Annotated in this window: 16 protein-coding genes; 6 read left to right on the top strand and 10 right to left on the bottom strand. The window is 56.3% G+C overall.

Annotated elements, in window-relative coordinates; all coding sequences use genetic code 11:
- Nucleotides 1-2 precede the first annotated feature (2 nt).
- Nucleotides 3-1,049 (top strand): diacylglycerol/lipid kinase family protein, encoded by a 1,047-nt coding sequence (locus tag AC1Z3F_RS14220; protein WP_483566137.1) that lies wholly within the window; start codon nucleotides 3-5, stop codon nucleotides 1,047-1,049.
- A 70-nt stretch (nucleotides 1,050-1,119) separates the two neighbouring features.
- On the opposite strand, the gene pheA is transcribed toward AC1Z3F_RS14220, so the two are convergent.
- Entirely contained in the window at nucleotides 1,120-2,043 is a 924-nt protein-coding gene (gene pheA / locus AC1Z3F_RS14215) for a prephenate dehydratase (protein ID WP_483566136.1), read from the bottom strand.
- On the bottom strand, nucleotides 2,040-2,366 hold the full coding sequence (locus AC1Z3F_RS14210) for a rhodanese-like domain-containing protein (protein ID WP_131089711.1): 327 nt from the start codon (nucleotides 2,364-2,366) through the stop codon (nucleotides 2,040-2,042). The genes pheA and AC1Z3F_RS14210 overlap by 4 nt, the downstream gene beginning before the upstream one ends.
- Nucleotides 2,367-2,433: 67 nt before the next feature.
- Between AC1Z3F_RS14210 and AC1Z3F_RS14205 the strand changes: the two genes are divergently transcribed.
- A complete protein-coding gene (locus tag AC1Z3F_RS14205) occupies nucleotides 2,434-3,780 on the top strand; it encodes an amidase (protein WP_483566135.1) in 1,347 nt (448 codons plus the stop codon).
- A 52-nt stretch (nucleotides 3,781-3,832) separates the two neighbouring features.
- A complete protein-coding gene (locus AC1Z3F_RS14200) occupies nucleotides 3,833-5,290 on the top strand; it encodes a peptide MFS transporter (protein ID WP_483566134.1) in 1,458 nt (485 codons plus the stop codon).
- 52 nt (nucleotides 5,291-5,342) lie between these two features.
- Here AC1Z3F_RS14200 and AC1Z3F_RS14195 read toward each other — a convergent pair whose 3' ends face one another.
- From AC1Z3F_RS14195 to AC1Z3F_RS14185, 3 genes are all read right to left on the bottom strand, one after another.
- Nucleotides 5,343-5,552, bottom strand: coding sequence for a helix-turn-helix domain-containing protein (locus AC1Z3F_RS14195; RefSeq protein WP_444612436.1), 210 nt, complete (start codon nucleotides 5,550-5,552; stop codon nucleotides 5,343-5,345).
- 4 nt (nucleotides 5,553-5,556) lie between these two features.
- Nucleotides 5,557-6,306 carry a hypothetical protein gene (locus AC1Z3F_RS14190; protein ID WP_483566133.1) on the bottom strand — a complete coding sequence of 250 codons (750 nt, stop codon included), beginning with the start codon at nucleotides 6,304-6,306 and terminating at the stop codon, nucleotides 5,557-5,559.
- 71 nt (nucleotides 6,307-6,377) lie between these two features.
- On the bottom strand, nucleotides 6,378-6,713 hold the full coding sequence (locus AC1Z3F_RS14185; RefSeq protein WP_483566132.1) for a DUF4190 domain-containing protein: 336 nt from the start codon (nucleotides 6,711-6,713) through the stop codon (nucleotides 6,378-6,380).
- A 57-nt stretch (nucleotides 6,714-6,770) separates the two neighbouring features.
- Here AC1Z3F_RS14185 and pgm point away from each other — a divergent pair, with 57 nt between their 5' ends.
- Nucleotides 6,771-8,366, top strand: coding sequence for a phosphoglucomutase (alpha-D-glucose-1,6-bisphosphate-dependent) (gene pgm / locus AC1Z3F_RS14180; RefSeq protein WP_483566131.1), 1,596 nt, complete (start codon nucleotides 6,771-6,773; stop codon nucleotides 8,364-8,366).
- 139 nt (nucleotides 8,367-8,505) lie between these two features.
- On the opposite strand, the gene AC1Z3F_RS14175 is transcribed toward pgm, so the two are convergent.
- From AC1Z3F_RS14175 to AC1Z3F_RS14155, 5 genes are all read right to left on the bottom strand, one after another.
- Nucleotides 8,506-8,694: a hypothetical protein gene (locus tag AC1Z3F_RS14175; protein ID WP_483566130.1), complete on the bottom strand. Its 189-nt coding sequence runs from the start codon at nucleotides 8,692-8,694 to the stop codon at nucleotides 8,506-8,508.
- Nucleotides 8,695-8,741: 47 nt separating this feature from the next.
- Nucleotides 8,742-8,966, bottom strand: coding sequence for a hypothetical protein (locus tag AC1Z3F_RS14170; protein WP_483566129.1), 225 nt, complete (start codon nucleotides 8,964-8,966; stop codon nucleotides 8,742-8,744).
- Nucleotides 8,967-9,309: 343 nt separating this feature from the next.
- Nucleotides 9,310-9,984 carry an excisionase family DNA-binding protein gene (locus AC1Z3F_RS14165; RefSeq protein ID WP_483566128.1) on the bottom strand — a complete coding sequence of 225 codons (675 nt, stop codon included), beginning with the start codon at nucleotides 9,982-9,984 and terminating at the stop codon, nucleotides 9,310-9,312.
- A 166-nt stretch (nucleotides 9,985-10,150) separates the two neighbouring features.
- Entirely contained in the window at nucleotides 10,151-11,599 is a 1,449-nt protein-coding gene (locus tag AC1Z3F_RS14160; protein WP_131089704.1) for an amino acid permease, read from the bottom strand.
- A gap of 80 nt (nucleotides 11,600-11,679) precedes the next feature.
- Nucleotides 11,680-13,113, bottom strand: a complete 1,434-nt coding sequence (locus tag AC1Z3F_RS14155) for an aldehyde dehydrogenase family protein (RefSeq protein ID WP_483566127.1) — start codon at nucleotides 13,111-13,113, stop codon at nucleotides 11,680-11,682.
- An 89-nt stretch (nucleotides 13,114-13,202) separates the two neighbouring features.
- Here AC1Z3F_RS14155 and AC1Z3F_RS14150 point away from each other — a divergent pair, with 89 nt between their 5' ends.
- Together AC1Z3F_RS14150 and AC1Z3F_RS14145 are read left to right on the top strand one after the other, a co-directional pair.
- Nucleotides 13,203-14,738, top strand: a complete 1,536-nt coding sequence (locus AC1Z3F_RS14150) for a hypothetical protein (protein WP_483566126.1) — start codon at nucleotides 13,203-13,205, stop codon at nucleotides 14,736-14,738.
- Entirely contained in the window at nucleotides 14,735-15,100 is a 366-nt protein-coding gene (locus tag AC1Z3F_RS14145) for a GntR family transcriptional regulator (RefSeq protein WP_131089701.1), read from the top strand. Before AC1Z3F_RS14150 ends, AC1Z3F_RS14145 begins: the two co-directional genes overlap by 4 nt.
- Nucleotides 15,101-15,135 lie beyond the last annotated feature (35 nt).

Below are 15,135 nucleotides of genomic sequence, written 5' to 3'. Positions count from 1 at the left end.
CTATGCAGACAAATCGTGTGATCGTTTTCTCTGCCGTGGCCGCTGCAGCTGCCGCCGCGGCAACCAGTTGGTACTCGGTGCGTAAGCTTTCGCACTACCGAAAGCCATCAACTAATCACCCCGTTGCGGCCGAACAAGTCAGCCCCGGCAAGGTGGCACTTGTCATCAATCCATCCAAGTCAGGCGCTGAAGAAGCGCTGAAGACTGTGGAGCGTGTTTGTGCCGAAGCCGGCGTGGAAGCACCCCTAGTTCTGCACACTACCAAGGAGAACGCCGGCCAAGATGCGGCCCGCGAAGCCTTGGATGCGCAATGCGACACAATTATTGCCGCAGGCGGTGACGGAACGATTCGAGCCGTCGCAGAAGTGCTTGAAGGCACCGAAGCCACGCTTGGTGTGCTTCCGCTAGGCACCGGTAACCTATTGGCCCGCAACGTGGATATCCCACTGGATGACCTGCACACCGCAGCCTTGGCCGCAGTGCGCGGGATGGCCCGCCGAATCGATGTGGGTCACATGAAGCTGAAACTGCTTGATGGCACTCAAGCTGACCACGCATTCTTGGTCATTGCCGGAGTCGGCACCGACGCAGATCTTTTTGATGACACCAATGAAGAACTGAAATCCAAAGTTGGTTGGCTAGCTTACTCAGAAGCCGGCCTGCGCCAGCTGCCCGGGAAGCGCAAGAAGATCAACTTCAAACTTGATGGTGATGAGAACTGGCAGAACCGTAAGGTTCGCTCGGTGCTCTTTGCCAACTGCGGCAAGCTGCAGGGGCTGGATTTTGTACCGGACGCCAAGATTGATGACGGTGTCTTGGACGCCGTGATTCTGTCACCGCGCTCGGCCGCCGGCTGGATGTGGATCCTGCTCAAAACCGCATTCCGCGCCAAGAACAAGATCCCGGTTATGAGCTTCTACCAGACGCCAGGTATCGCCTTGCGTTGTGCTGAGCCAATGAATACTCAGATCGATGGGGATCCTACTGGCCAGGTCAACGAGCTGGAAGTAAGCATTTCGCCTAGTTCACTGCGCCTGCGCACCCCATAAGGGTTAAGCAAAGGACCAATCAGTTCTGAACTGATTGGTCCTTCGCTTTATTTTTTGCAAGACGTGATGCTTACAGCCGGTCGCGCAGCGACTGAACCCAAGCGCGAGCCTGACTAAAGGCCTCATCAGAATTGTGCGTGTCCACAAAGGGTTGCGTGCCTAAGGCCGCCGGGTAGGAACCGAGGAAGCGCATATCCGGACATAACCGGTGAAGCCCAGAGAAGGCCGCGGCGACTCGTTCATCCCCAACGTGCCCCTGGATATCCACGGAAAAGAAGTACTGCCCCATGCCCTTGCCGGTGGGGCGCGATTCAATGCGGGAAAGGTTCACTCCGCGTGCGGTGAACTGTTCTAAGATTTCCATCAGCGCACCGGGACGGTCTTCGGTCAGTGGCAAGATCAGCGTGGACTTATCCACGCCGGTCGCTGCGGGGATCTTTCCCGGGCGGGTGACCAAAATAAAGCGGGTGACCGCTCCAATATTATCTTCCACCCCGCGCACCAATACATTCAGCCCCCGCTCTTGGGCCACCAGCGGGTTGCAGATCGCTGCATCGTGCTGCGGTTCGTCGTCTGCTAGGGCCAAGGCCGCCGCAGCGGTAGACGAGGCCGGGGTGAAGGCCGCGCCGGGGATATTGGCTTCTGCCCATAACCGGCACTGTGCCCACGCATGTCCATGGGTGGAGATGAGGCGGATTTGATCCAGCTGCGTGATGCCTGGGCGCACGGCCAGCACAAAGCTGATTGGCACCAGGACTTCGGCAATGATCTGCAATGCCTCGCCCTGAGCAATGGCGTCCAGTGTGGCTGAGACGCCACCTTCAACCGAATTTTCGATTGGCACCATCGCAGCATCAGCACTGCCATCTCGCACCATGGCTAGGGCAACATTGACATTCGCAGCGGGGAGTCGCTGTGAATCAAGTGCCCCGGGAACCTGCAGCAGCGCCGACTCGGTGAAGGTGCCGGCAGGTCCCAGATACGCGTATTTCATCGGACGGTAGGCTCCTGACCGTTCTCCGCTTCCATTGGCAGTCCAGCTTCGATCCATGCATCGGATCCACCGGCGATATTAAACGCGGTGTACCCCATACCGGTCAGCCATGCTGCGGCCTGGGCGGAACGTCCACCGGTACGGCAGATCACGTAGGTGTCTACGTCTGGGTCCAATTCGCCAACGCGCTCCGGCAGGGTGCCCAGCACAACGTGGGTGGCGCCGGTAGCGTGGCCAGCTTCCCACTCAAAGTCTTCGCGAACGTCGAGGATGAAGGCATCCTTAGGGACATCATTGACGGTAACAGTCTCAAAATCGCTCATGGCTAGCATTCCTCACTCATAGGGTGTTTGCTTATAAGACTAGTCATTTCCTGCGTCGAAAGCTGACATGTTTCCCTCCAGCGCCCTGAAATTGCGTGACGACTTGGCCCGCGGTGAGCTTTCAAGCCGTGAGCTCACCGAGCACTACCTCAATCGCATTGAACAGCAACAAGACTTGGGCGCTTTTGTACACGTTGCACAAGATGCCATGGCTCAGGCCAAGGCAGCCGACGAGGCGCAGGTGCGCGGTGAGTTGGGACACCTGCACGGCTTGCCGACCGCGTTTAAGGATCTTAATGATGTGGCGGGAATGCCCACCACTTATGGATCAGCGGCCATCGATCACCCGGTAGCCAGCAGAGATCATTCGCTAGTTGAGCGTCTGCGTGCTGAAGGTGTAGTCATTCTGGGCAAAACGCAGGTGCCCGAATTTGGGTTGAGCAGCCATTCAGAAAATTTGGTGGGTGCCCCCTCGCGCAATCCATTTGATCCACAACGCTCCTCGGGCGGTTCATCGGGCGGACAAGCTGCTGCGGTGGCTGCGGGGATGATTCCGGTAGGTGCAGGCTCCGATGGTGGAGGTTCGGTACGTATTCCCGCCGCAGCCTGCGGACTGATTGGTCTCAAGCCGTCGCTGGGTCGAGTTCCCTCGGATGTGTTGGACGGTTATGTTGATCCGCTGGGTGCTCCAAAGCTCGCAGTCTCCGGGCCGTTGGCCAACGATGCACTAGATGCTGCGCTATTGCTTGACGCGATGCGCGGCAAGGACCACTATCTGCCGCTGTTGCAAGGTAGCTACCCACAGAGACTGAACGGGCTGAACATCGGCTTCAGCACCCACTCGCCCTTTGAATCGGTGTACAACATCTCGCTGTCGCCCGAAGCGCGCACCGCCTTTGAGCAAGGGCTCAAACTGCTTGGAGAACGCCATCGAGTCCAGCCAGCCCAGTTGGACTACGCCTCGGACTACCCAGAAACCTTTGCCACGGTGTGGACCAATGGGCTGAAAAACGTTCCGGTCAACAACGAGTCCATGCTGGGCGAATTGGCTCGGGACTTCCGTCGCCGGGCCGCAGCACGCTCACTGGAACAGAACTTACAAGGCAGCTCCCGGCTCAAGGCGATCGCGGCAGACTTTGTGCGCCAGTGGTCAGCCTATGACGTGATTGCTACCCCGGCCATGGCCACCATTCCGCCGCTGATCGGGCGCTATACACAGGCCGATGCGGATCACGATTATATGTTGCAGTGCCAGTACACCCCGTACACCTCCATGGTGAACGTCGCCTCAGTTGCTGCCATCACCATTCCGGTCACCACCACCGCCGATGGGTTACCTATGAGTATTCAGCTGATTTCTCCACGTTCTGACGAAGGACTTTTGCTGGCACTGGCCGCCCAGATGCAGCTGTGAGCTTTGACATATAAGTAGGTACTCGAGTGGGCAAAAGCGAAAAATATTACGTATGTCTACTGCAACAACGAGCACTTCTAACACCGGAAGGACCTTCTTTGGTCACCCCGGTGCGCTCGCAAGCCTATTCAGCGTGGAAATGTGGGAGCGATTCTCTTTCTACGGCATGCAGGGCTTGCTGGCTTACTACATGTACTACAAGGTCACCGACGGTGGCTTGGGAATGGATCAGGGCCTAGCCCTGTCCCTGGTCGGCGCCTACGGTGGCGCTGTTTACCTATCCACCATCTTGGGCGCATGGCTCTCTGACCGTCTTTTCGGTTCCGAGCGTGTGTTGTTCTTCTCGGCCATCGGCATCATGATCGGCCACATTGCCTTGGCACTGCTGCCCGGTTACGTGGGCCTGATCATTGGTCTGATTCTGGTTGCTATCGGTTCCGGCGGCCTAAAGGCCAACGCCGTGGCCCTGGTTGGCTCACTCTATGCCAAGGATGATCCACGCATTGATGCTGGCTTCTCCCTGTTCTACATGGGTGTGAACATCGGTGGCCTGATTGGCCCACTACTGACCGGTTGGCTCCAGGTGACCTACGGTTTCCACATCGGTTTCGGCGCAGCCGCCATCGGCATGGCCATCGGCTTGGGTATCTACGCTGCCGGACGCAACAAGCTTCCTGCTGGCGGGAACATCCCAAATAACCCGTTGCCTGCCTCCGAGCGCAAGCGCTACGTGGTCATCTTTGCGGCCGTACTGGTTCTGATCATTGCCGCATTCGTGACCAAGATTGTCACCCCAGAAAACCTGGCGAGCACCATCGCCTACGTGGTTATCATGGCTTCGGCCGTCTACTTTGCACTGATCCTGCGTAGCAACAAGGTCAATCCGACCGAACGCAAGCAGGTCTGGGCGTTCATTCCGTTCTACATTGGTTCGGCTGCCTTCTGGGCACTGTTCCAGCAGCAGTTCACCTTTATCGCTGCGTACTCGGATCAGCGGCTTGACCGTCACTTGGGTAGCTGGGAAATGCCACCAAGCTGGGTTACTTCCATCAACCCGGTCTTCATCATCGTTTTTGCTGGCATCTTTGCAGCGCTGTGGACCAAGCTGGGTAAGCGTCAGCCACACACTGCCATCAAGTTCGGCTTGGCTTTGGTGATTGTGGGTGCTGCTTTCCTATGCTTCATCCCACTGGAATCCTTCGCTAGAACTCCACTGTTGGCCATGGTTGGCATCTTGCTGCTGTGCACCTTTGCTGAGCTCTTGCTCTCGCCAGTGGGTCAGGCAATTGCTACCAAGCTGGCTCCGGCCGCGTTTGGCACGCAGATGATCGCGTTGTTCTTCCTGTCGGTTTCGCTGGGCACCACCCTTTCGGGTGTGCTTGCCGGTTACTACACTCCGGGCAACGAGATCCCTTACTTTATCGCCATGGGCGGCACGGCCGTCGTCTTGGGTGTAGCCATGATGGCTGCGACCCCAGGGCTAAAGAAGCTGATGGGTTCAATTCACTAACCCATCGTTCCCTTTGACTGCAGGCCTCCACCTTGGTGGAGGCCTGCAGTGTTTAACGCAAAACCAGCAGGTCGCCAATTTCGCAGTTCAGTGCCTGACAGATCGATATCAGGGTGGAAAACCTGATGGCCTTGGCACGATCGTTTTTAAGGATGGATAGGTTAACCGCCGACACGTCAACAAGTTCGCTGAGCTGCACAAGGGTCAGTTGTTGCTCGGCCAAAATCTCACCGAGTCGACAATGAACGTGCTTAAGCTGCATAGATCTAAACCAGTCCTTCGTGATCTTGCTGAAGCTGCCTATTTTCGTTGGTCAGCCGGATACCCACGGCGACCAGTTCAACAACCACCAAGATCACTAGGGCCATAAAGATCTCGGAAAATTCGATGTTCAACGCAAAGGTTGGTTCCGGCCAAGGAGCCGATGCCGAGGAGATACCGTCGGTGGAGAAGCCATCCACCCGCAGTGTTTCCTCGCCGGCTCGGCTTGCGCCGATGCCGTTGAGCACCTGACCTAGGAAGCTAGCAATACCAAGAACAAACGCCACTCGATAACCCAACCGGCGCAGTGATTTCGTGAACGGTTCATTCGAGGCGACCCGTCGGCATAATGCCGCAACGCCTAACAGCACCGCGACACTGGCGCTGGTTTGGAACAGCACGCCGGCGGCGAGCAGGATCTTAGTTGGCCACGAGAGCGCGTCGCTGAAGATCTGGACCTCGGTGATCTGCGCATTAACCGTGGCAAAATCTTTCGGCTCTACATCGGTGATATTTGGATGTTCGGGCCAGTAAGGTTGCACCGGCACACTGACCGGAACGTTTGCCCCGCCAAGAATCTGGATCATCGACCAGAGGCCCACACCACTGAGGATTATCGCCATCAACAGGGCCACGATGCGCGTGACTCGAGTAGCGCCGGACTGGGTTGGGCCGCGACGCACAACAAGCAAAACGATCAGGGCTGCGAGCAGCAGAATCAACATTAAGACCACAAGAGAAGCAACCTGGAACATCGGAAACCTATCGATAGTCGTTAACAACGAATATCGATAGGGTAGAGCAAGAAATCAGCTAAGGCAATGGCTTACGCGTAGTCGAGCAGTTGGGAAAAGTCCGCGTTCTGGTTAATAGTGTTGTAACTATCCACCGAAAACCAGATGACCCAGATGATCAATGCGTAGAGCAAAACCGCGAGAACAAGCCCAATCCATGACAAAATCAGCCCTGCAAGGGCCAGTGCGCGACTTGCGGGTTCACGACGATAACCCAGATGACCGGTGATGACACCGGCAAGTGGAACTAGGATGAGAGTACAGAAGCCAAGCATCGAAAGGATGCCCAGCACCAAAGAGGCCACGGACAAACCGCTGGACTCACGCGGGGCCTGGTATGGATTCTGTGGATACGGGTAATAGCTCATCGTTTTCCATTGTTCTACGAACCCATACGAATTGCACAAATGAATGAGGGGACTCCCATGGCTCACGAACGCGCCGGACAGCCGGCCATCGAAGCAGACCTAATTGATCTGACGGCCGTACTCGACGCGTACAGCGCGATCGTTCCTTCCAGCGATAACCCTGACCAGGCAGTCATCTTCGGTACCTCAGGTCACCGCGGCACCTCGCTGAACGGTACCTTCAACGAAGCACACATCGCAGCCATTACGCAGGCTGTTGTGGACTACCGTGTGGGCGCAGGGATCACCGGGCCAATGTACGTGGGCAAGGACAGCCACGCGCTCTCTGAGCCTGCCTACCAGACCGTCTTGGAGGTCTTGGCTGGGAACAACGTTGAGGTTTTGGCCGAAGCTGGTCTGACCCCGACCCCGGCTGTCAGCCACGCAATCCTCGTACACAACGCCAAGGGTAAGGATCAGTCCGATGGCCTGATCATCACACCATCGCACAACCCACCCAACGACGGCGGCATCAAGTACAACCCACCTCACGGCGGTCCTGCAGAATCCGAAATCACCGGACCCATCGCTGCACGCGCCAATGAGCTGTTGGCCAGCGGCGAGATCAAGCGAGGCGAAGCGGCAGCGAAGCCTTTTGACTTCCGTGAAATGTACATCACGGATCTGGCTGAGGTCATCGACTTTAAGGTCATCGCAGACTCAGGAATCTCCATCGGTGCCGACCCACTCGGTGGCGCTTCGGTGCACTACTGGGGCGAAATTGGACGCCGTTACGGCCTGAACTTAGAAGTAGTCAACGAAGGCGTTGACCCACGCTTTAGCTTCATGACCCTGGATAAAGATGGCAAGATCCGCATGGACTGCTCGTCGCCACATGCCATGGCCTCCTTGGTAGCCAACCGCGAGAAGTACGACATCGCCACCGGCAACGACGCAGACGCAGACCGTCACGGCATCGTCACCCCGGACGCAGGGTTGATGAACCCGAACCACTTCTTGGCCGTAGCCATCGACTACCTACTGACCCACCGCAAAAACTGGCCAGCAGATGCCGAGATCGGCAAGACCTTGGTTTCCTCGGTACTCATCGACAAGGTAGTGGCCTCCCATGGTCGAACCCTGCGCGAAGTACCGGTTGGATTTAAGTACTTTGTTGAACCACTAGCCTCAGGCAAGGTGGCCTTCTGTGGTGAGGAGTCCGCTGGCGCGAGCTTCTTGGATCTCTCGGGCAAGGCATTTAGCACCGACAAGGATGGGCTGATGCTCGCCTTGCTGGCTAGCGAGATGCGCGCCGTCACCGGCAAGAGCCCTAGCCAGTTGCACGCGCAGCTGGTGGAACGCCACGGCGGAAGCTTCTACGACCGCTTTGACGCCCCGGCTACCCGCGCGCAGAAAGCCGTGCTGTCCAAGCTGGATCCGTCGATGGTCTCTGCCACCGAATTGGCTGGCGACGCGATCACCGCCAAGGTGACCGAAGCTGCCGGTTTTGCCATTGGTGGTCTGAAGGTTTCCAGCGAGCACGCATGGTTCGCGGCACGCCCCTCGGGCACCGAAGACATCTACAAGATTTATGCAGAATCAACTAAGTCAGCAGATCACCTGCAGCAAGTGCTTGCAGAAGCTCGCGTGATTGTTGACGCTGCTCTAGCGTAAACCAAAGAGTAGTTACCCTAGTGGTGGCCCGGTCGCGGAGAATTCCGATGCGACTGGGCCACTGCTAGTTTGGGGTGCTTGATCATAAGAACGGTGAGACAACGCCAGTAGTACGGCTTCACCATCTGAGCAGTGAACTCTAAAATGCTGGACCCAAATTGTCATCCAAATCGAAATCTTGGGGATTGCTAGCCAAGATCTCCAAAGCGTACTGGCCATCTAGACGGTCTTTCTCAGCAATCCGCGCCCAGGCTGGGTGATGCCCGTCCGAGAGCCGTTTATGCAGCGAGATAATTCGAGCTCGGTCCGATCCCTGAAGTTGTTTCACTAGCGTTAGCGGATCCCCTAGTAACGTGGATAGCAGTGCCGCGTCCTCTAGGTGTCGTTCCCGGTCACGAGAATCTTCCGATAGGCGGCTGCCTTGAGAACAACTGCAGCTAAAACGCTCGGAATACTCAACGTCGTGACGACCTCACCCGTTGCATCTACGACGTTGCAATTTACGGTACGTTTCAACGCTTGCGTACCTGCCGGAATCTGAAACGGATCACGACCCGCAAGTTTCAACGGTGGCTTCGAAACACCGTGGTCTGCGATCATTACATCTATCGACTCATTCATCCCCTCACGTTGTCGAATGAATCGGTGAACGGGAGAGGAATTATTCAGCGGGGTCTGAAGTGAGTATCCCAACTGATCTAATGTTCGCGTCACTTCCGGTCCTGATACGGAGCCTGTTTCCACGTGCAGGATTACGTCTATGTCCGTCGTGGGACGAAATAAGGGAAGGTTTGCTAGCACTGCGTGAAGTTGCACCATTAGCCCTCCGACTAAGGTCCATTTCGAAGAATTCAGCGCTCGAGACAATTCTAGGCATTGCGGCCACGGCTCACCCCATCCCTCAGGTGGGATCGTAACGCTCACTGTCGGGCGCCCTGAATCCTTAAACGGCATCGCGCAATTCATCCAGTTTGGCTCGGCCTGCCGACCGCTCGCGGGTGGACAAGGAATCCATTAGATCAACAGCGATTGCCGCTATCGGCACACGTCCACTCGCCAACGATTGAACAAAATCTACTTCTCGGATGAGTATGTCGCCAGAAGGGTCTTCTCTCAATCCGAGTTTGCGAGCATGTTTTTCAATGAATCCCGTCTTCGCGTAGCCCTCCAAAGCATCTGCTCCCGAGGCTAACCCGAATTCATTGGACAATTCAGAATCTTTCAACGAGCGGGCACCGGTGGCTGCCAAAGCATACGAGAGTTTTTCTTTGGCGGACTCGCTGCCTCGAAAACGTCGTGAGGCCGCTCGATTCCTTGCCAGCAGCTGGATTTCGTCGGACGAAAGAGTTGCGAGTTTCTTGCGCAACCTCCACAGTTCGCTCGCTGACATCCATGAAGCCTCGGCGCCGGAGAGCAAACTTAGTGCAGCCCACGCCGTTCGCTGTGTCCAGAGGCGTCCTGCGCGCTTACTTTCCCGACGCACCCGATTAACCGAATCTGCACCAATCAGAATATTGCGGCCCGCAAGACCAACTTGCTCCAGGCGACCGACTTTCAACATCTTACGAACCGCCTCGGCACTTACCCCGAGAAGCTTCGCTGCTTCGCTAGTAGTCATGGTGTTCATGACACAATGGTACCGACAAGCCAACCATTGTGACAACAGTATATTGCGCAGTTCTTCGGTTGATTCCTCACGCATGATCGGCGAGGCCGGACACAACAAAGCCGGCAGGACCCACGGTCAACGTGGGTCCTGCCGGCTTGGCTGGTTCAAGGAAACGCTAGTTCAGCTTTGCGGTCCAAGGGTCTATGACCTCAGCTGGCTGCTTCCGGGTAATTAGCCAGTGGCCCAGCCACAGCAGGAGGAAGATCGGCAGACCGACGTAGCTTGATGCCATCTGCAAGAGGTTGCCATCCACAACAGCCTGATAATTCTGTCCGGCAATGACAACCAGCAGGATGACAAAGGCGAGGATTGGACCCAAGGGGAACAGTGGCGCCTTGTAGGGAAGATCCGCCAAGCTCTGCCCGCTGGCCAGGTACGCCTTGCGGAATTGATAGTGGCTCACCGCAATACCAACCCAAGCGATAAACCCGGAAAGTCCCGAAACGTTTAGTAGCCAGGTGTACGCCTCGCCCTGACCAATAATAGCCGTCAGGAATCCGAAAAGTCCTACCGAGGCGGTCAAAAGCATGGCCGGTACAGGAACGCCACGCTTGTTCAGACGAGCAAAGATCTTTGGCGCTTTGCCATCTTTGGCCATGGAGTAAAGCATGCGCGCTGAAGCATATAGGCCCGAGTTACCGGCCGAAAGAATAGCCGAGAGGATCACTGCGTTCATCAAGGCTGCAGCAAAGGCGATGCCTGCTCGCTGAAAGACCAAGGTGAATGGCGAGGTGGCGATATCCGAAGCTTCAGCAGAAAGCAGGGACGGATCCAAGTATGGGATCAGCATGCCGATAACAAAGATGGCGCCGATGTAGAAAAGCATGATGCGCCAGAAGATTGTTTTGATGGCCTTAGGAACATCGCGCTGAGGGTTTTCTGCTTCACCGGCAGCAACACCGACTAGCTCAGTACCCTGGAACGAGAATCCAGCGATCATGAATACCGAGACGATGGAGAGCCAACCGCCAACAAATGGGGCGTCACCGTCGGTCCAGTTACTGAAGCCAGGAGAGGTTCCGCCGATGATGCCGAAGATCATGGCGAAGCCACAAATCAGGAAGACGATAACGGTGATGACCTTGATGGCCGAAAGCCAGTACTCGCCTTCACCGAAAGCCTTGGCCGACAGTGAGTTGAGTCCAGTAAGCAACACCAGGAAGATAGCAGCCCAGATCCACCCTGGGGCATCCGGGAACCAGTAGGACATCACGATGCCCGCGGCGACTAGCTCAGCAGCGACGGTGATGGCCCAGTTGAACCAATAGTTCCAGCCAATCGCGAAGCCGAAGTGTCGGTTGACGAAGACCGTGGCGTAGGTCTGGAATGAACCTGCAACCGGAAGTCGCGCGCTCATCTCACCAAGCGACTGCATCAGCAGCAGCACCATGATGCCAATCAGTGCGTAGGCTACCAGCGCACCGCCGGGACCAGCCTCAGAGATGGTGCCGCCGGACGCGACGAATAGTCCGGTACCAATTGAGCCGCCGATAGCAATCATCTGCATGTGGCGAGCTTTGAGGCCACGCTTCAGGCCGTCCTGGGACGGTGCGGGCTCAGTCATGCGTTACATCTCCTGATGCTTAGAAAAAATCCAACCTTTCCATCCAAGCACTCTGACCAGTCTCAAAGCTATGAACCGCGCTACAGTAAGCGATCAATAATCTTTCGCTTAGCCCACGAATACGGAGGATAAATTGCGCTCAGTGTATCCACCACCGTGGTTTTGTTGAGTTCCGGGCGTATTTGCGAAAGTCGGTCAAAGCCGTGCTTGCCGTGATAGGAGCCCATGCCACTGGCTCCCACCCCGCCAAATGGCAAAGTTGGAATGACCATTTGGGTCAGTGGAGCGTTGTGCACAATGGAGCCAGCACGCACTCGATCCGAGAAGATCGACTGCAGTCGTGGGCTCTCGCTCATCAGATAGGCGGCCAGCGGTGAAGGACGTCGGGCAATGAACTCCAACGCTTCCTCGAAGCTCTGCACCTCAATCACCGGAAGAATCGGACCGAAGATTTCTTCGGTCATCACGGTGGCTTCAAGATCCACATTGCGCATTATGGTCGGCGCGATGCGTAGAGTCTCTTCGTCGTACTCGCCGCCGAACACCACCTCACCTTGCTCCAGCATCGCTAACAAGCGGTCAAAATGCTGACAGCTAGCGATGCGTCCGAAGTCAGGATGAGTTAACGGCTCTTTGCCGTAGAAACTGTTAATGGCTTGGCCAAGGCGACCGACCAGGGCGGAAGCATCACCGATGCAGAGGATGTAGTCCGGAGCAACGCAGGTCTGCCCCGCGTTCATGAACTTGGCGTAGGCCAAACGTTTGGCGGTAGCCGGAGAGTGATTATCCACCACTGCTGGGGACTTGCCGCCCAGTTCCAAAGTGGTTGGGGTCAGATGTTGCGCCGCTGCCATAGCGATGATCTTCGCAACCCGTTCACCGCCGGTGTAGAAGATATGATCCCAGCGTGCCGCCAGCAATTCCGTAGCCGTATCTACTCCACCCTCAATGACAGCAAATACTCGCTCGTCGAGGTAGAGCGGAAGGAATTTGGCTAGGGCACCTGAAGTGGCCGGAGCAAGCTCTGAGGGTTTAACAACTGCCGCATTTCCTGCTGCAATGGCGGCCACTAGGGGTGCGAGTACAAGTTGCAATGGGTAGTTCCAGGCACCAACGATCAAGACAACACCCAGGGGGCGTGGCTCGATCTTGGCCATGGCCGGCTGAAGCGCCAGTGGCACCTTGACTGTGGTGCTGTCCATCCATTCGGCCAGATGCCTCAGCGCAAAATCAATCTCTGCGCGCACCACATCAACTTCAGCGAATTTGGCTTCGGTGGCACTCTTACCCAAGTCATCGTTTAATGCCTGCAGGAAGTCATCAAGATGCTCTTCAAGCATCTTCTCCAGTGCGCGTAGCTGTTGGATTCGGAAGCGACGCGGGTGGGTGATTCGAGTATCAGCTGAACGGCGCAGATGACTTAGTACCGAAGCGATACGTGAAGGATGCTCGTCCACCGGAGGAGCGGAATCGCCGACCGGTTCTGGCAACGGAGTGGAAGTAAACAGACCCATGATCTGAGCGTACGTTACTTGGCAGATTTTCTACCGATTAATTCTCAGGGAGATTCATTATGTATCAAGTGTTTGATACATTAAAACCTATGGATCAGATCTCGGCGAGCGCCTTATCGATAGCTATTGCGTCATCAGTAATCTACCTATGGTTACGCTCAGTAGCTGCACGCCGCGGATCCTCAGCGTTACTCAGGGCTCAATCACATTCATTCTGGTGTGCCCTGATTGCGTTTTTTGCCTCGACTTCTGGCGACCTATCTCGGGTTTGGTCCATTCAAGCACCATCAGAGTCACCGACAACGCGCGTCATCATTGCACTGAGTGCCGCCGGTTGGCTGACTTTGGTCTACGTCATCGGGTTGTTTACTTGGCCTGGAGAACTGCGCTCAGTTCGCGTCGCATCTTTGGAACCACGCACGTTGACCACACCCTTTCCACGTAAGCTAGGTGCCCTAGTTGGCTCACTGGCAATCTTTGCATGTTGCATGTTGTGGCCGATATCCCGGGTCGCCGGCCACATCCCTGAAGGCAAAAGTACTGAATCCTCAGCGGCTGACTTCGAAGACGCAGTTGCGCCAACATGGGACAGCACATCCGGGTGGATTTCAGGCGCTGAAGTAGCTCCACTGTTTGCGCTGTGTATTTTCGCGGTTTTACTGGCCACTGCCGTGATCAGTGCAATCATCCTCAAACGCAGGCCCTTAGCCGGGATCTCCGCAACCCAAAACCAAGAACTACGCTCAATTTGGCTCAACCGGTTGCTACGAAATTGTGGTTGGCTGATGACCAACATCATCGGTGCCGCAATCACCTACGCCGATCCGGTTCTGAGTTCCGGGTGGAACAACGTGTCCATGTTTGCCGTCTTGGCTTTGGGCTTCGTGCTATTCGTCTGGGCTCCAAAGCATGCCGCACCGGAGGCCAATAGCCTGCGTAGCACCGCCTTCGCCCGGATGCGCAGCCACACGCTATCCGTATCCTATTTTGCGAATACGTTCTTGATTATCGCCGCGTTGATTATCTGGCTTGCGGCCAGTGAACTCGTTGGTCAAACGCCAGAGCCATTCGGTGAAGCCGGAGCCCGTGCTGTTGGCGCTTCCTTTGCGCTGCCATGGTCAGCGGCGGCGGTAGTCCTGTACCTAGTAATCTCTGCCGGCTTCGCGCTCTATGCACATTCACGAGCAAAGCTGGGGGCACTTTCTGAACCGAAGAGCCAAAATCTTCCGGTTTGGGTGTACACGATTGCAGCGCTGTTCATCGTCAGCGGGAGCATCTTGCTTTACACCCCACAAACACTGAGCTCAGGGGCACAACAGCTACTCTCGCCATGGGTCACTTCGGCAATAATCCTGGGAATGTTGGTAGCCGCGGCCGGTTACTTCTGGTGGATCCGACGTTGCGCAGTCCCTTGGGACCTCACGGACGAACAGGAAATCTGGTATCGGCAAATCTTGGAGTTCCGAGCCTTACGAGTGCTCTGCAGTGCGTTTTTCCTCTTGCCGGGCTTGGTCTCTTCCGATGAGCCAGCGGTGCTAGCCATAGGCGTTGGGCTCTTCTGCATCCCCGCCTTACTAGTGGTCAATCGCCCGAAGGCGCGCCTGACCACGAGCGTGCGCGCATGAGCACCCAGATCACGGTAGATCTTGAGGCGGCTACCGCTCCTTATGAGCAGATCCGTTCGCAGATCGCGTCGCTGATTAACCTCGGCGAATTAGTGGCGGGTAGCAAGCTACCCACGGTCAGGGCGTTGGCCACAGATCTTGGGGTAGCGGCCGGAACAGTCGCTCGTGCCTATAAGGAGCTGGAAGCCGAAGGGCTCATTTCTTCAAGACGCAGGGCCGGAACGATAGTTAATGAACGCGCTACACCCATCGAAGAGCATGAAGATCTGGTGGCGGCGGTAGACCACCTTTGGAAGCTAGCGGCAGCGCAACATGTCGATGCGGCGACACTTAAAGCGTTAGTGGCGCGACGTGAACGTTAAGAATTTGTTCTAGGCATTGCTACTGCGTACGCTCT

It is taken from the genome of Glutamicibacter sp. MOO4, from assembly GCF_056934395.1.
This window is presented reverse-complemented; position numbering and strand designations above follow the sequence as displayed.

Bases quoted from the DNA above. Each gene is read 5' to 3' on its own strand.
- AC1Z3F_RS14190 (WP_483566133.1), bottom strand. From the start codon at position 6,306: ATGTTCCAGGTTGCTTCTCTTGTGGTCTTAATGTTGATTCTGCTGCTC.
- AC1Z3F_RS14220 (WP_483566137.1), top strand. From the start codon at position 3: ATGCAGACAAATCGTGTGATCGTTTTCTCTGCCGTGGCCGCTGCAGCT.
- pheA (WP_483566136.1), bottom strand. From the start codon at position 2,043: ATGAAATACGCGTATCTGGGACCTGCCGGCACCTTCACCGAGTCGGCG.
- AC1Z3F_RS14155 (WP_483566127.1), bottom strand. From the start codon at position 13,113: ATGGGTCTGTTTACTTCCACTCCGTTGCCAGAACCGGTCGGCGATTCC.
- AC1Z3F_RS14160 (WP_131089704.1), bottom strand. From the start codon at position 11,599: ATGACTGAGCCCGCACCGTCCCAGGACGGCCTGAAGCGTGGCCTCAAA.
- AC1Z3F_RS14205 (WP_483566135.1), top strand. From the start codon at position 2,434: ATGTTTCCCTCCAGCGCCCTGAAATTGCGTGACGACTTGGCCCGCGGT.
- AC1Z3F_RS14195 (WP_444612436.1), bottom strand. From the start codon at position 5,552: ATGCAGCTTAAGCACGTTCATTGTCGACTCGGTGAGATTTTGGCCGAG.
- AC1Z3F_RS14200 (WP_483566134.1), top strand. From the start codon at position 3,833: ATGTCTACTGCAACAACGAGCACTTCTAACACCGGAAGGACCTTCTTT.
- pgm (WP_483566131.1), top strand. From the start codon at position 6,771: ATGGCTCACGAACGCGCCGGACAGCCGGCCATCGAAGCAGACCTAATT.
- AC1Z3F_RS14165 (WP_483566128.1), bottom strand. From the start codon at position 9,984: ATGACTACTAGCGAAGCAGCGAAGCTTCTCGGGGTAAGTGCCGAGGCG.
- AC1Z3F_RS14170 (WP_483566129.1), bottom strand. From the start codon at position 8,966: ATGATCGCAGACCACGGTGTTTCGAAGCCACCGTTGAAACTTGCGGGT.
- AC1Z3F_RS14150 (WP_483566126.1), top strand. From the start codon at position 13,203: ATGGATCAGATCTCGGCGAGCGCCTTATCGATAGCTATTGCGTCATCA.
- AC1Z3F_RS14145 (WP_131089701.1), top strand. From the start codon at position 14,735: ATGAGCACCCAGATCACGGTAGATCTTGAGGCGGCTACCGCTCCTTAT.
- AC1Z3F_RS14185 (WP_483566132.1), bottom strand. From the start codon at position 6,713: ATGAGCTATTACCCGTATCCACAGAATCCATACCAGGCCCCGCGTGAG.
- AC1Z3F_RS14210 (WP_131089711.1), bottom strand. From the start codon at position 2,366: ATGAGCGATTTTGAGACTGTTACCGTCAATGATGTCCCTAAGGATGCC.